At 31.3% G+C, this 14,034-nt stretch carries 15 protein-coding genes; 11 read left to right on the plus strand and 4 right to left on the minus strand.

Features of this window, described 5'->3' with window-relative positions; genetic code table 11:
- The first annotated feature begins 146 nt into the window (after positions 1 to 146).
- Both ACXAHM_RS12485 and ACXAHM_RS12490 read left to right on the plus strand, forming a co-directional pair.
- Positions 147 to 4,034, plus strand: a complete 3,888-nt coding sequence (locus ACXAHM_RS12485) for a PKD domain-containing protein (RefSeq protein ID WP_474960777.1) — start codon at positions 147 to 149, stop codon at positions 4,032 to 4,034.
- Between the two features lie 205 nt (positions 4,035 to 4,239).
- Positions 4,240 to 4,551, plus strand: coding sequence for a hypothetical protein (locus tag ACXAHM_RS12490; protein ID WP_474960778.1), 312 nt, complete (start codon positions 4,240 to 4,242; stop codon positions 4,549 to 4,551).
- 668 nt (positions 4,552 to 5,219) lie between these two features.
- On the opposite strand, the gene ACXAHM_RS12495 is transcribed toward ACXAHM_RS12490, so the two are convergent.
- Positions 5,220 to 5,444, minus strand: coding sequence for a hypothetical protein (locus ACXAHM_RS12495; RefSeq protein ID WP_474960779.1), 225 nt, complete (start codon positions 5,442 to 5,444; stop codon positions 5,220 to 5,222).
- Positions 5,445 to 5,487: 43 nt separating this feature from the next.
- Positions 5,488 to 5,625, minus strand: coding sequence for a hypothetical protein (locus ACXAHM_RS12500; protein ID WP_474960780.1), 138 nt, complete (start codon positions 5,623 to 5,625; stop codon positions 5,488 to 5,490).
- Between the two features lie 329 nt (positions 5,626 to 5,954).
- Here ACXAHM_RS12500 and ACXAHM_RS12505 point away from each other — a divergent pair, with 329 nt between their 5' ends.
- The 8 genes from ACXAHM_RS12505 to ACXAHM_RS12540 all read left to right on the plus strand — a co-directional run bounded on the left by ACXAHM_RS12505 (position 5,955) and on the right by ACXAHM_RS12540 (position 11,625).
- On the plus strand, positions 5,955 to 6,395 hold the full coding sequence (locus tag ACXAHM_RS12505; protein ID WP_474960781.1) for a hypothetical protein: 441 nt from the start codon (positions 5,955 to 5,957) through the stop codon (positions 6,393 to 6,395).
- A gap of 142 nt (positions 6,396 to 6,537) precedes the next feature.
- On the plus strand, positions 6,538 to 7,020 hold the full coding sequence (locus tag ACXAHM_RS12510) for a GNAT family N-acetyltransferase (RefSeq protein WP_474960782.1): 483 nt from the start codon (positions 6,538 to 6,540) through the stop codon (positions 7,018 to 7,020).
- A 164-nt stretch (positions 7,021 to 7,184) separates the two neighbouring features.
- Complete coding sequence (locus tag ACXAHM_RS12515) at positions 7,185 to 7,574, plus strand: hypothetical protein (RefSeq protein WP_474960783.1); 390 nt, start codon at positions 7,185 to 7,187, stop codon at positions 7,572 to 7,574.
- A gap of 110 nt (positions 7,575 to 7,684) precedes the next feature.
- The gene (locus ACXAHM_RS12520; RefSeq protein WP_474960784.1) at positions 7,685 to 7,975 is read left to right on the plus strand and encodes a hypothetical protein; all 291 of its coding nucleotides are present in this window, start codon (positions 7,685 to 7,687) and stop codon (positions 7,973 to 7,975) included.
- Positions 7,976 to 8,277: 302 nt separating this feature from the next.
- The gene (locus ACXAHM_RS12525) at positions 8,278 to 8,745 is read left to right on the plus strand and encodes a hypothetical protein (protein ID WP_474960785.1); all 468 of its coding nucleotides are present in this window, start codon (positions 8,278 to 8,280) and stop codon (positions 8,743 to 8,745) included.
- A 170-nt stretch (positions 8,746 to 8,915) separates the two neighbouring features.
- Entirely contained in the window at positions 8,916 to 9,281 is a 366-nt protein-coding gene (locus tag ACXAHM_RS12530) for a hypothetical protein (protein WP_474960786.1), read from the plus strand.
- A 2-nt stretch (positions 9,282 to 9,283) separates the two neighbouring features.
- On the plus strand, positions 9,284 to 9,463 hold the full coding sequence (locus ACXAHM_RS12535) for a hypothetical protein (protein WP_474960787.1): 180 nt from the start codon (positions 9,284 to 9,286) through the stop codon (positions 9,461 to 9,463).
- Positions 9,464 to 10,371: 908 nt separating this feature from the next.
- A complete protein-coding gene (locus ACXAHM_RS12540) occupies positions 10,372 to 11,625 on the plus strand; it encodes a cystathionine gamma-synthase family protein (protein ID WP_474960788.1) in 1,254 nt (417 codons plus the stop codon).
- Positions 11,626 to 11,684: 59 nt separating this feature from the next.
- Here ACXAHM_RS12540 and ACXAHM_RS12545 read toward each other — a convergent pair whose 3' ends face one another.
- Positions 11,685 to 11,897 (minus strand): hypothetical protein, encoded by a 213-nt coding sequence (locus tag ACXAHM_RS12545; RefSeq protein ID WP_474960789.1) that lies wholly within the window; start codon positions 11,895 to 11,897, stop codon positions 11,685 to 11,687.
- 139 nt (positions 11,898 to 12,036) lie between these two features.
- Entirely contained in the window at positions 12,037 to 12,327 is a 291-nt protein-coding gene (locus ACXAHM_RS12550) for a T9SS type A sorting domain-containing protein (RefSeq protein ID WP_474960790.1), read from the minus strand.
- Positions 12,328 to 12,995: 668 nt separating this feature from the next.
- Here ACXAHM_RS12550 and tdh point away from each other — a divergent pair.
- Positions 12,996 to 14,018 carry an L-threonine 3-dehydrogenase gene (tdh, locus tag ACXAHM_RS12555; RefSeq protein WP_474960791.1) on the plus strand — a complete coding sequence of 341 codons (1,023 nt, stop codon included), beginning with the start codon at positions 12,996 to 12,998 and terminating at the stop codon, positions 14,016 to 14,018.
- The last annotated feature ends 16 nt before the right edge of the window (positions 14,019 to 14,034 follow it).

Below are 14,034 nucleotides of genomic sequence, written 5' to 3' on the forward strand. Positions count from 1 at the left end.
TCAGTTTAAATGTACTATAAACACTTTTTGAATAAATGATTTAATAGTCTGAACAAATAATGTAACATTGCATAAAACGTCATTCTACCTTTGAAACATGTTGATCAACTAGCTATTATAATTTAATTAACGTAACGAAAAATGAAATGAAACTTTTAAAATACTTCAACTGGCTTTTTATTTTTTCATTAGTCACAACTACACTATTACAAGAATCATTTGCAACAACAAATTTTAAAAACAACAAATCTCTATATGATAATACAACTACACTTCTTTCTTTAAATACATCTACTCCAGGATTAATTCAGGTAGAAGATTATACATCTGTAACCGGTGAGGTTCAAGTAGAACCTTCTTCAGATAGTGATGGAACGACTACTGTGGGCTACTTTGATGAAGGTGACATCCTTCATTTTAATACCTCTGTTTCATCTGCATTTGCAGCTAAAATAAGAGTAAGAGTAGCTTCTTTTCCTGGAGGTAATTTAATCTTTACAACAAACAATGGAACGTTAGCAACTGTTCAGATACCTCCAACGGGGGGGTGGACAGAATGGTCAACACAAGAAATTGTCTTGGATTTTCCAGTTAGCAATGAATTAAATTTAACAACTTCTACAGGTGGCGTAAATGTCAATTGGATTGAGATTATTGAAAATGATTGTCCAAATCCAGTCTTGACAGATCTGTCTGTTACAGCTGAAACTTTAACTATACTTCCAGAACAATCATTACAATTGTTCGCAAATGGTACAGATGGCTGTGGTAATACCATGTCTGTAAATCCTACTTGGTCCTCAAATGCTCCGAATGGTTTCTTTGTGGCAGGGTCAGCCGTGGGCACAGCCATAGTATCTGTATCTCAAAATGGTATTACAACAAGTGTAACTATTAATATTGAACGTCCTTCTAAAAAATATAATTTTGTGGTTAATGATATTGGTCGTCTTCAAGTAAGTGGAAATCAAATTGTAGGTGATGATGGGCAAAATGTAAGTCTTGCAGGTAACAGTTTATTTTGGAGTAGTGCTGCACCGTCTTGGTACAGTAAAGAAACAGTAAATTGGTTGGCAGAAGATTGGGAGACCCAAGTGATCAGAGCAGCCATGTCCGTAAATCCTTTGGATGGAGCAGGTCAACCGTGGAATCAAAGTGATTATGTACAAGCGCCAGATTATCAAATGGGATTAATGACTGAAGTGATTAATGCTGCAATTGAAAATGATATCTATGTGATGGTCGATTTCCATGAGCATTATTCTAATAATTACACAGCGGAAGCAGTACAGTTTTTTGGTGATATTGCTAGACAATATAATGGTTACGATAACATCATTTATGAATTATGGAATGAACCTATCAATGATTCATGGTCTACTGTTAAGGCACATGCTGAAGTTGTTATTGCTGAAATTAGAAAGTATGATCCTGATAATTTGATCGTCGTTGGAACGCCTTTTTACTCACAAAGAGTTGACGATGCGGGCAATAATCCAATCAATGATAATAATGTAGCTTATGCTTTACATGGTTATGCAACAGAGCCTGCTCATGGAGCATTGAGGAGAAGATACAATGCACCAACCGTAGGAACAGAATGGGGTATTAGTGTAAATGACAATGGTGGTGGAGAAACGGGTGCATGGGTAGACTATTGGAGAAACCAAGATGGTGGTAGAATTCATGTGATGTGGGCCGTAAATAATAAACAAGTGGATGGAGATGAAAATTGGTCTATTTTAAACTCAAATGTTACCGCAACTTCAGGATGGTCAGACAGTGATTTATCAGCTTCAGGACGTTTCCAGAAGAATGTGATCAAAGGGTGGACAGATCATGTTAGAACACCTATTTGTTTAGATAATTCTTTAGCTTCTATTCAATTGAATGTTTCAGAAACTACAGTACCAATGGGTAGTCAAGTAAATTTAACCGCTTCTGGTGTTAGTGTTTGTGGAGAAAATGTTGCCTTAAATGGGGAATGGTCTTCTAATGCACCAAATGGAATTTTTACTGCCGTAAATGAAGGTATTTCAACAATAAGTTATACAGCCGAAGGAATTACTGAAGAAATACAAATTACGGTATTACCTAATCAAGCACCAATTGTAAATGCAGGACAAGATATTATTTTGGTTCAACCAAACAGTGAAGTTACTTTACAAGGACAAGTATCTGATCCTGAAAATGATAATATAGTCTCGACTTGGAATCAAATCAGTGGCCCATCAACTTCCGTCATTACATCACCAAATAACGCTGAAACTTTAGTACAAAATTTAACCGAGTTAGGAACTTATGTATTTGAATTGACGGCAAGTGATCAGGAAAATTCTACTTCGGATATAGTAAATATTAATGTGGTTGCGAATACTCCTCCAACTGCTTCTGCAGGTGTCGATCAAGTGGTTGGTTTAGGAGTCGCAGTACTGTTAAACGGTACAGGAACTGATAATGAAGGTGATGCTTTAAGTTATTCGTGGTCACAAATACAAGGCCCTTCAGCAGCAATTATTAATGATGTTAATAGTCAAAATATAGCCATCACTGGTTTAGAAATTGGTAGTTATATCTTTGAAGTTGCAGTGCATGATGGAACATCAACGGTGACGGATCAAGTGAATATTGAAGTGATTCCTGAAGTTGAATTATTAACCAATGGAGATTTTAGTCTTGGTGCGGAAGGTTGGACAAGCTTTGTTTATGAGTCTGCAACAGCTAATAATAATATTGTAAATGGACAATTAGAAAGTGTTCAAAGCTATGCTGGATGGGAATCGTGGCATGTACAGTTTTACCAAGGAAATCTTACGATAGAAAATGGTCAAACCTATACTTTGAAATTTCGTGCTAGATCTGATAATTTCAGAAACATAGTAGTTGGTGTAGAGAAAAATGGGGCACCTTATACTGGTTATTTATCAGAAACAGTTGCTTTATCAACGACGATGCAATCTTTTGAATATGAATTTACAATGACCGAAGCAACAGAGAACAATGGTCGTGTAGCATTTAATTTAGGAAATGATTATGGAAATGTATTTATCGATGATGTGAGTTTAGTCAGTACTAACAACGAAGTTACAAATAGCCTTCCAACATCTTTTGCTGGAGAGAATCAAATATTAGTTGCAGGAACGACATCAACTTCTTTAAACGGGTCAGGAACAGATACTGACGGGCCTTCCAACTTATCGTTTAATTGGATACAAACAAATGGACCTTCTGTTACACTTTCTAATGAGACTTCTGAAAATCCTACGATTACAGGTTTGACAGATGGATCTGAATATTCTTTTGAATTGACAACATTTGATGGATTGGATTACAGTAGCCCTTCAAGTGTAACAATTTCAGTTGAAAGTAATCAACCTGAATTTGTATTAAGAATTGAAGCAGAAGATTATTCGGGGATGAGTGGAATTCAGACGGAGAATTCATCAGAAGGGGGATTAAATGTTGGATATATTGATGCAAATGATTGGTTGGCCTACGATAATATTGATATTCCTCAATCAGGTACTTACCGAATTTCTTATCGCGTAGCAAGTGCTTCAGGTGGTGGTAGATTAAAGTTTGAAAAAGCAGGAGGAAGTATAAATTATGGTGAAATAGATATTCCTTCAACAGGAGGTTGGCAAAATTGGATCACTGTTTCTCATGATGTTAATCTAGAAGGAGGAAATCAAAACTTGGCTATTGCAGCTATCAATGGAGGTTTTAATATCAATTGGTTAGAAATAACTTTACTTGAGTCAAGTAATACAAGAAGAAGAGTTGCTTCAATTGGATTAGAAGAAGAATTGACATTATATCCTAATCCTGCAACGAATATAATTTCTATTAAAGGATTGTCTACAACAGTTCAAAAAGTGGATTTATATAATATTCAAGGAAGTTTAATTCTATCAAAAAATATACAGCAAGAAACAAAATTAACAATGAATATTTCAGAATTGAAAACAGGTGTTTATTTAATGTATATAGCTGATGATAAGGGCGTTTCAGTGAAGAGATTCATTAAAAAATAAAAACAGAGTACTTTAAATAAATTGTAAAAGTGAATAAAAAAGGGTGTAGACGCTAAGAGGATAATAACATGTCTACATTAAATTAAGTATTTTATATGAAGTAACTACAGATTGTGGTTACTTCTTTTTTTTTCCCAAAAATAGAACTTTGAATCTTCAATTAATCTTTTAACTTGCTTAATGTTCTTAGTTAACAATGAAAGAAATGGGGAATAAGCAATATACATTAAAACATGATGAACATGGTATTGAAAGAAATATAACCATCAATGAAATGTTGGCAAAATACCCTTCTTTAAATAAGTATAATCTTAGACGTGTTGCTAGAGGTGTCAAAGGTTATAAATCCCATAATGGTTGGGTAAAATGGGAAGAACAAGATCATATTGATTATGAGGAGACAACGAAGGGCCCTGAGATTACTGGCAAGAGTGATAAAATGAAAGAAAAAGAAGATCGCCTCAAACGAAAAAGAAAGGAGATTGAAGCGTTTCTAAATCAAGGAAAAAAACTATAAGCATGCTAAACTTGACATACAATCTCAAACTTTTTTTATCTGTTATTTCAGGTGTTCTTTTTTATTTTTTGCAAAAAATAATTTCTGTAGTACTTGTTTTTATTTTTCATGGATCAGGTACAAAGGCTAGTAACTTTATGATATACTATGAATCAGTTTTCATGATAGTATTACTTACTTTATCCTATTTTCTATGCAAGAAAATCTTTATTCATTATAAAAAGGATTGGGTATTAATAAATTTAATTACACTTTCCATCATTTACTTATTAACCTTCTTTCAAATAGTTCCACCCTTTGGTCTATATTAATACTGATCTCAATCGGATGCATATCAAAAAAGGTAGAAATTATAAACTTCTACCTTTCGTCTGAATTGTGTTATTTTGCTTTCAAACAATAATTATCATCATTAGTGCTCACCGGTAAAAACGAACAGAATGTCTTTCGTATTTAAGTAAGTATGCTAATCATCCTTTTTATTTCTCGCTTATCATTTCTTGAATTGCTTTAAGAGGAGACACCCTAAAGTGCCCCCAATTATTTATTTTAGTTTATGGCTATTGGTATTTGAAATCTATTTTCTTCTGATATTTCAAAGATGAGCTATTACCAATTAGTCTATTTTTACATTTAACTTTCGTTTACTTAAATCCTGTAAACAAATCCTAAGCAAGTTTTGGAGGTCTTTTGTCTAGCCTTTTAAAACTATGACGTATTTCTTCTTTACGAAGAACTCCGTACTTCCTACAAACTTCATCCAACTGCTCTATAGAAATATTTAATGATTTAGCAATGTCTGAGGAAGATAAAATTAGGACGCGATCTTCGTTGATTACATAACGGATATAATCCATCGCTTTTTGTTCGATGTCATTGTTAATTTTAGTCATTTGAAATAGAGTTTAGTATAGAAATAGTGATAAATCAGGACTATTAATTTTTTAGTCTATCATTTTTATATAAATCAAGGATTTCTAAATCAAATGCGGTTTCAACATTATCCGCATACAGTGCAACTGTTACAAATAAAGAAGTAAGTAAAATAAGGATTGATAAAATGAAGTGTTTCATGGTAGAATAGATTTTGTTAGATAAATAAAATTAGAGAATTCAATGTGTTATGATTGATTCCTTTAAAATATGTAATACGTATAAAGTATTCTTTTGTGAGAAAGGTAGTAGCATTTCATATTCGTATAGATTAAAGTAGTAATTCAAAGCATTGATTCATTCTTTTAGATTGAAAGTCAGTGCCTTTATATTTTTTGTACAACTAAGTTTGGTGGTTCCCTACTTACTTCTGAATAATGAAAGTTAATTGTAGGATTTGTAGAAAAAAAAGTGGGGTAAACAATTTCAAGGGTCAATCTGTTTCTAATTTGTACCATTAAAATTATAAGATGATTGTTGAAACTACTTTTGGAACACCAAAAGGCTACAGAAAAAAGAAGAAATCAATAGTAGGGAAACCTCTATCACTGTATGATATTTTAAAATTAAAAGGGGTAACTTCGAACTGTTTTTATATCAACGAATCGAACTTATCTATTAATTTTTTAACGACTGAGAAAACTGTCCTCGACAATGCAAATATTGAAATAAGGAAAGAAGGTATTATCGTTTATATTAATGTAAAGTTGCAAATATATCAATGGCTAATACCTTATTATCAACTTTCTATCTATCAAAATAGTGACACATTTAGTATACATGCACAGGGCAGATATATTCAGTTCTCAAATGAAAATTTCACTAATACTCATTATGAATTTATAAAAAAACTCATTCATCAAAAAGCTAACTACGGAAGTAGTTTCACTTTTATCGACGACTACTATTAGTACCATTCTAACTTAGAATCTTCTCTAATTCTAACATAATTTCACAAAAAAAATAGTAAACTCTGATTTTTGTTATTGTTCTTGAACGTTGTTGATGGTTATATTTGAAAGTTAATTTTTATAACCTAAACGAAAAATTTTAATGAATTTAACTTTAGAGAAAACTGACAAAATTCGTTTAATTCAAGAAGGAAGTAAATTACCCTATGACCTTCTGTTATTGGCCGACGAAACTGTCGAGGCAATAGACAAGTACATTCACGATTCAGAGATTTACATTTACCAAAGAGAAAACGAAACACTGGGTGTATATGCACTACAAATGTTTGATGAAGAATCTATCGAAATTAAAAATATCGCTGTTTCCAAAAAGTGTCAAGGAGAAGGGATAGGACAAAGAATGTTATTAAACGCAATAGATCAGGCCACGAGACGTGGATTTAAATATATTTTGATTGGCACATCTAATGCTGCATTTAGGCAACTTTATATCTATCAGAAAGTTGGCTTTGAAATATTTGAAGTCAAAAGAGATTTTTATACTAAAAACTATAGTGAGAAAATGGTTGAAAATGGTATACCATTAAATCACATGCTAGTACTGAGAAAATTATTAAATAGCTAACTAGAAAAGTAACGCTCAAATTAGGTTTCTGCTTCACAAAAGTAGAAACCTTTTTTTTACAAAAAATTATCTTCTAGTCATATAACATTGAGTATTCTTAAGTCTTAAATTCAAACGTTTTGATACACCTCAGAATATTAAGTATATTGATTAAAAAAATACCCATGAAATACACTATTTATACTCTTCTTTTTATATGCTGTTTGATGGCATGTTCTCCTTCATCAGAAAAAGCAAATACTGAACAATTTCAGGCTATTGAAATTATAAATTCGAATACACATAAAAGAGATACTTTATATGAAATTAAAATTGAGGAGGTAGAGCAAAGAGGCTGGAAATTATTACCAAGAGATAAAGTAATCGTCTTTAAAGTAGATCAAGTACCTTATGAAAAGGCAAAAGAAATCATTCAAAACTTAGAATTGTATGGTGTTACATTTCCCTATCATGATGTTTTCAAAAGAGAAGCTTATTTAAATGCTGTAGGTAAAAAGCACAAAACTAATTTTGAACCTTCTAAAGGAATTAGAGTGGTGAAAATTAATTATTAATAAAAAATAAGAATCAGAAAACCAATAAGATAGAGAGGGAACATTTATAAACCGTCTATAAAAAATGCAATATAATCTACAAAAGGTTTAATTCTTGTATTTTATGTTATATGAAATTACTACCTTTTTTATTATTATTTGCTTCGACTTCATTAGCACAAGTACACATAGGTGATACAGTGCAAGTTTTTAAAACGAAGGGTCAATTTGTGATTCAACATATTGCGATGACCAAAAACAACAAAGAGATTTATCAATTGATGAATCTTAAAAACAACAAAACTATCTGGGCACTTGATGAAAAACTCATTTATCAAAGAGAAATTGAAACTCAGAAAGTCATTAAAAAAGAAGAAGAAGATCCGGAAGCTGAACTTTATAAGTTCATTGAATCGAAGTAAAGAGATTTACTTCTAGATAAAATGATATCACTATTATTCTAAATTTTTCCCCAATTATAAATAGAATAAATAGTGGTATCATTTTTTTAATTTATATAAAACACGTTGATTAGTGTTAACATTAAAAATTAGAAACCTTAATGAGTTTCTACTTTCTTTGAACTTTATTAATCGATTCTATTATCTAATGTTTATTATAATCATTTCTTGTACGTGTACAATACTTTTTTGAATTCTGTGTGATATTATAATAGTAGAATCATTATCGTTAAATCTAAATAAATAAAGCAAATTTACTTACAATGAAAAACTTATTTCTGTTAACCCTAATCTCTTTATTTACTTTGAGTGTAAATGCTCAAGACACTATGACAAAACCAAATAAAAGCAAACTGAGCACGGTAACAGTTGGTTATACTACATTGGGTAATGTATATAATGGTGTTGAATTTACAGTTGGTTTGAAGAACTTCATGATCGATGTAAGTTATGGTGGTCAAAAGTATGATGACTATAATGATAAATGTATTGGATTTCACCTTGGTTATGCTATCATTTTGAATAAGAATAACCCTAATAGTCACTGGTACATTGCTCCAAAAGCGGGTTTTCTAACTGAAGAATTCCATTCAGGTTATTATGATGAAACGTATAGCGATGTATACTTCGATATTGGAGCGGATGTATATTTCACAAAAGGCAACTTTGCTCTTAAAATGGGTTCATCGTATTATAACCTATTTAATATTGGTCTAGGTTTTTCTTTTTAGTGCTTAAAGCAAAAAAAAGAACCAAAATCATAACGACAATCTGAAAAGGTTGTCGTTATTTTTTTTAAATGTAAATTGTCGTTAGCAATAAATTATAAAATACTTTAACAATTTTATAAAATGTATTTCATTTGTTATTCTACTTAAATTAAACTATTAATTTGACAACAATGCTAAAGTTTTTATTCTTAATTCCTTTAATCTATTTTTTGTCTTTCATTTCTGTTCATGCACAAGACACACCTTTTAAAATCGAATTGGGGGGAGGGATTATGATTCCACAAGAGATATCTTTAAAATCAGGGCCAAATATTCGGACTTCCATAGATTTGAGAGTACATAAGGACTTTTATTGTTTTTTTGAAGGTTCATATTGGTTTAGTAACTCTACGCTCTCTAATTTAGGGAATTATGGTGTAAATGATATTGAAGCATACATAAATAATTTTGCGATAGGGACAGGTGTAAAGTATGATAAACCTAACAGTTTTATTTTTCAAGCAGGAATCTTTTATAATAATTCATTATCACCTTAAAGGTGAATAATGATAAAGAGTCAATTTCAGAAGGAAATCTATCATTAATGTATGGAATTGGATATAAGTTTAACCAACGTTTGTCAATAATAGGTAGGTACGAACCACTGTATTATAGTAATGCTGATGGTAGTGATACATTAAATAATTTCTCTATAGGAGCATCTTATAATTTGATGTAAATCATTTTATGAAGAAAGAAAACAATCTTTTATGGTTGTTTTCTTCTTTTGTTTAAGAAGATGAAAACTGACAATAATCCAACACATTAAAAACAAAAAAGGACTCCGTAATATACGTGTCCTTTTCATTCTATAAACTAAACTAACAAACAAACTTCCAACTAAATATCTTGTAATCAACGCTGTGGTTGATGTTTTTTCTTTGTTGATACTCAAATGTGCATGTTCAAAATTTTAGAAACAAAAAATTAAAAGGCAAAATGACACTTTATTAAAATAGTTATATTATAAAGTTCAAATTGTTATAAACGTACAAGAAATAGGTCTTAAAAAATAAAAATTCCCCAATCTGTTAGCAACAGAAAGGGGACTCATTATTAATTGGGGGATACGGTTAATATCCCAAGTAAATTACGATTCTATAGTGCCAACCACATTTTGCTGTGTTTGACTTTTTCTAAAAGTTTCTGACGTTTTCTTCCCTTTGTTAGGTCAAATATTGAAAATGACAACAAAAACTTACATGAGCAATATACTATTTATTCTATGAAAATGAATATAATTATCTGAAAAAGAATAAGCTAAAGAGTTGTGTGTATTACTTCGAAAATTACTTTGATCAAATTAGCTTAAACGAATACATAATGTTATAAGAATATTTATTTTAATCTTATTGATTGATAATGAATTCTTAAGGTTTTCACTTCTTTATCCTTAAGTTTAGTATGTTTGATGTTATAGGATGTGATTTATTCTTCTAAATTTTATTCAAATTTTTAAGTGTATCAAAATATATGATTCAAAAAAAATAGCTAACACTCCAAAAAAAATCTTTCAAAATCGTATTTATTCCCTAATTAAAATTAATTTGCGTAAAAAATACATATAAACACATCTAATACTAAACTATGTCACATAAGTATCACCCCGAGTCATTAATGATGACACATGGATACAAACCGGAACTATCAGAAGGTGCAGTAAAGACACCAATTTTTCAAACGTCTACTTTCGTATTTCAGACTGCAGAAGAAGGAAAGGCATTTTTTGAGGTAGCCTATGGATTAAGAGAAAAAGGACAGGATGAAAACCTTGGGCTTATTTACAGTAGAATTAATAATCCCAATCTAGAAATTTTGGAAGATCGTCTTTGTCTTTGGGATAAAGCGGAAGATTGTGCCGTTTTTGAAAGTGGAATGAGTGCTATAAGTTCCGTTTTATTGGAATTTTTAAAGCCAGGAGATCTTTTGCTATACAGTACGCCAACGTATGGAGGAACAGATCACTTTATTCATGACCTATTGAAAAAAATTGGGGTAGAAAGTATAGCTATTCGACCTGAACATAAGAAAGAGGATCTTATGAAAATGATTGAAGATTCGGGAATGAGTGACCGATTAGCTTTGATCTACTTAGAAACTCCTGCAAACCCTACAAATGATCTTTTTGACATTACATTATGTTCTGAAATAGCTGCTCATTATAATAAAGGAAAAGAGGAACAAAAGGTATTTGTGGCAGTAGACAATACGTATATGGGGCCAATTTGGTCACAACCATTGACGCTTGGTGCTGATATTGTTATGTATTCTGCGACAAAATATATTGGTGGACATAGTGACCTCATTGCAGGTGCAGTTTTAGGAAATCAACAAGTAATGCAACGTGTTAAAACCCTTAGAACATTTTTGGGGAATATGGTATCTCCACATACAGCTTGGCTGATGCTACGTTCTTTGGAAACACTAAAGATCCGTATGGAAGCACAAATGCGTAATGCTATTCAAGTAGCTAACTTTTTAAAAGACCACCCAAAAGTAGCGAAAGTACATTATCTGGGATGCATTCCTGAGGGTACAGATGAATATAATCTCTATAAAAAACAATATAGTTCACCAGGAGCTATGGTCTCGTTTGATATTAAAGGAGGAGAAAAAGAAGCTTTCCGTTTTTTAAATCACCTTAAGTTAATTAAGTTGGCAGTTAGTTTAGGTAGTACAGAAAGCCTTGCACAACATCCAGCTTCTATGACGCATATTGGTATTGATGAACAAGAGAAAGTAGAATTCGGAATCTTAGAAAGCCTTGTGCGATTATCTATAGGTGTAGAAAATCATGATGATATCATTTGGGATATCAAACAAGCTTTAGAAGCTGTATAAACTAAAGTAAAAAACAAAAAAGAGCTTCAACGAATCGTAAATTCATTGAAGCTCTTTTTTTATTCTTCGTCTCTTTTGATTTTTATATCCTGATAATTGGTGGATTTGTTCTCTTTTGAACTTTTAGCCTTTTTCTCTTTCTTCTTTTCCTTGAATAATTCAAGAGGTGTTTTCCCTTGTTGAGATGCAATACTAGCCTGGATATTCAATCCTTGTGCATTAGCAGAAGCGTAAAGAAATACGAAAAATAAAGTGATGAATAATGATTTCATAGGTAAAATTAAGTTTATTAAATTAGTTAGTACAACTAATAGTTAGATATAATACAAATGTAATTAAGAAATATTACGTAATACAAGAATCATACAACTTAAGTTTAATATTTAACATTTCACCTAACACTGATGATACTTAAAAACGAGGGTAAAATAAAAGTTTAGACATGAATTCACCTTCATCGAATTTAACGGTTATCTTATATACTCCTTTCTCCCATTGAGAAAAGTTTATTTTATGATCTCCGATTAAATTTTGATTCAAGACTATTTCACCACAATTTTTTCTAATAATTATTGAATACTCAGAATTTTTAGTAGGTGCATTTATGTTCACACTATCGTAAACTAAAGTAGGATATACCTTCCAATCTTTTTCTGGATTGACATTTTGTTTGATGTAATTTAAAGCTTTGGTAAAGAGCATTGGGTAAAAATTTATAAGATGGATACACCGCAATTAATGATTATCTATCTAAAAATAAAAGTTCTTCAAGTTTTTTTTAAATGAAAATTGAAAAAAAACAAAGAAATACCCAATTCTAGGTATTTACAATTCGTAACAATTTACATTGTTTAAATTGAAACAAAAATAATTTAATAGAGTATAATATGTTAGAAGTTAGATGAATGCGCTTAGTTATTTAAGTGAAAAAAAATTGAGAGAGTTAAGTTCATGAGGCACCTCGTTGATATTATCAGCGAGGTGTTTTTTTGTGTTAATATTAAGTTGTCACGTCTATTTTAGAATAATCTATTGTTCAAAGATGATTTTTGCTTTATTTTAAAAATAATATGAATGAAATCTCATAAAAAGTAGACTAAAATTTTGTTTTGCTAATGCGGAAATTTTGCAGAATGAAATGTTAGCAAAGAAATGGTTTTATAAAATTTTCTTTTACAATTCCTGAGTTGTCTTTATTTGATAAAAAGAATCACTAATTATATTTTATAAATTAATTAATCTTAATGGTTGAGAATCATTTAGTTTATCAGCGGAAAAATGATAATTTTGAAACCGAAATGAAAAGAATATTTTATTTCAATAAAAGCATATAAATACATACTACCATAAATATTTTTAAGATATAAACAATGAAAGCACTTGTAAAGTCTAAAGCTGAAAAAGGCTTATGGATGGAAGATGTTGCCATTCCTGAAGTAGGACCCAATGATGTCCTTATCAAAGTATCAAAATCATCAATCTGTGGTACCGATTTACATATTTACTTATGGGATGCATGGGCCCAACAAACTGTTCGCGTAGGACAAACTATTGGACATGAATATGTAGGTCATGTTGCCGCTTATGGTAGTGAAGTGAAAGCCTTCAAAGAAGGTGATAGAGTAACTGGAGAAGGTCATATCGCTTGTAATCGTTGTCGTAACTGTAGAAGAGGTAGACAACATATTTGTGAAAAAACAATTGGCATCGGAGTGAATACAGATGGTTCTTTTGCCGAATATGTAAAAGTACCAGCATCCAATGTGATGAAAATCAATGAGAAAATTCCTGATGAGATTGTATCTATCATGGATCCTCTAGGTAATGCTACCCATACTGCTTTATCATTTCCATTAATCGCTGAAGATGTATTGATTACAGGTTCAGGACTAATTGGTAGTATGGCAATTCAAGTGGCTAAATTTGCAGGAGCTCGTCATATTGTAGCTACTGAGATGAATGAATATCGTGCAGAATTAGCAAAGAAAATGGGGGCAACAAGAGTTGTGAACCCTGCAAAAGAAGACCTTAAAGAGGTAATGCATGAGTTAGGAATGAGTGGTTTTGATATTGGTTTAGAATGTTCGGGTTCGCCTATCGCATTTAATCAATTGATCGATAATATGTATAATTCTGGTAAAGTTTCTTTACTAGGTATTTTACCACAATCTGCTCAAGTAGACTGGAATAAAATTATCTTCCGAGGACTTACTCTAAAAGGTATTTACGGTCGTGAAATGTATGAAACATGGTACCAAATGGAACAGATGTTACTTTCTGGGTTAGATATCGCACCAATTATCACTCACCGATTTGGAATTGATGATTTCCAAAAAGGTTTTGATATCATGGAAACTGGAAATTGTGGTAAAGTGATATTGAATTGGGACTAATCCCCATAAACGATCT

Source organism: Flammeovirga sp. AWQ4_249 (genome assembly GCF_056161045.1).

What these genes read in the sequence shown, in the direction of transcription:
- ACXAHM_RS12485 (WP_474960777.1), top strand. Translation starts at nt 147, where the DNA reads ATGAAACTTTTAAAATACTTCAACTGGCTTTTTATTTTTTCATTAGTC.
- ACXAHM_RS12490 (WP_474960778.1), top strand. Translation starts at nt 4,240, where the DNA reads ATGGGGAATAAGCAATATACATTAAAACATGATGAACATGGTATTGAA.
- ACXAHM_RS12495 (WP_474960779.1), bottom strand. Translation starts at nt 5,444, where the DNA reads ATGACTAAAATTAACAATGACATCGAACAAAAAGCGATGGATTATATC.
- ACXAHM_RS12500 (WP_474960780.1), bottom strand. Translation starts at nt 5,625, where the DNA reads ATGAAACACTTCATTTTATCAATCCTTATTTTACTTACTTCTTTATTT.
- ACXAHM_RS12505 (WP_474960781.1), top strand. Translation starts at nt 5,955, where the DNA reads ATGATTGTTGAAACTACTTTTGGAACACCAAAAGGCTACAGAAAAAAG.
- ACXAHM_RS12510 (WP_474960782.1), top strand. Translation starts at nt 6,538, where the DNA reads ATGAATTTAACTTTAGAGAAAACTGACAAAATTCGTTTAATTCAAGAA.
- ACXAHM_RS12515 (WP_474960783.1), top strand. Translation starts at nt 7,185, where the DNA reads ATGAAATACACTATTTATACTCTTCTTTTTATATGCTGTTTGATGGCA.
- ACXAHM_RS12520 (WP_474960784.1), top strand. Translation starts at nt 7,685, where the DNA reads ATGAAATTACTACCTTTTTTATTATTATTTGCTTCGACTTCATTAGCA.
- ACXAHM_RS12525 (WP_474960785.1), top strand. Translation starts at nt 8,278, where the DNA reads ATGAAAAACTTATTTCTGTTAACCCTAATCTCTTTATTTACTTTGAGT.
- ACXAHM_RS12530 (WP_474960786.1), top strand. Translation starts at nt 8,916, where the DNA reads ATGCTAAAGTTTTTATTCTTAATTCCTTTAATCTATTTTTTGTCTTTC.
- ACXAHM_RS12540 (WP_474960788.1), top strand. Translation starts at nt 10,372, where the DNA reads ATGTCACATAAGTATCACCCCGAGTCATTAATGATGACACATGGATAC.
- ACXAHM_RS12545 (WP_474960789.1), bottom strand. Translation starts at nt 11,897, where the DNA reads ATGAAATCATTATTCATCACTTTATTTTTCGTATTTCTTTACGCTTCT.
- ACXAHM_RS12550 (WP_474960790.1), bottom strand. Translation starts at nt 12,327, where the DNA reads ATGCTCTTTACCAAAGCTTTAAATTACATCAAACAAAATGTCAATCCA.
- tdh (WP_474960791.1), top strand. Translation starts at nt 12,996, where the DNA reads ATGAAAGCACTTGTAAAGTCTAAAGCTGAAAAAGGCTTATGGATGGAA.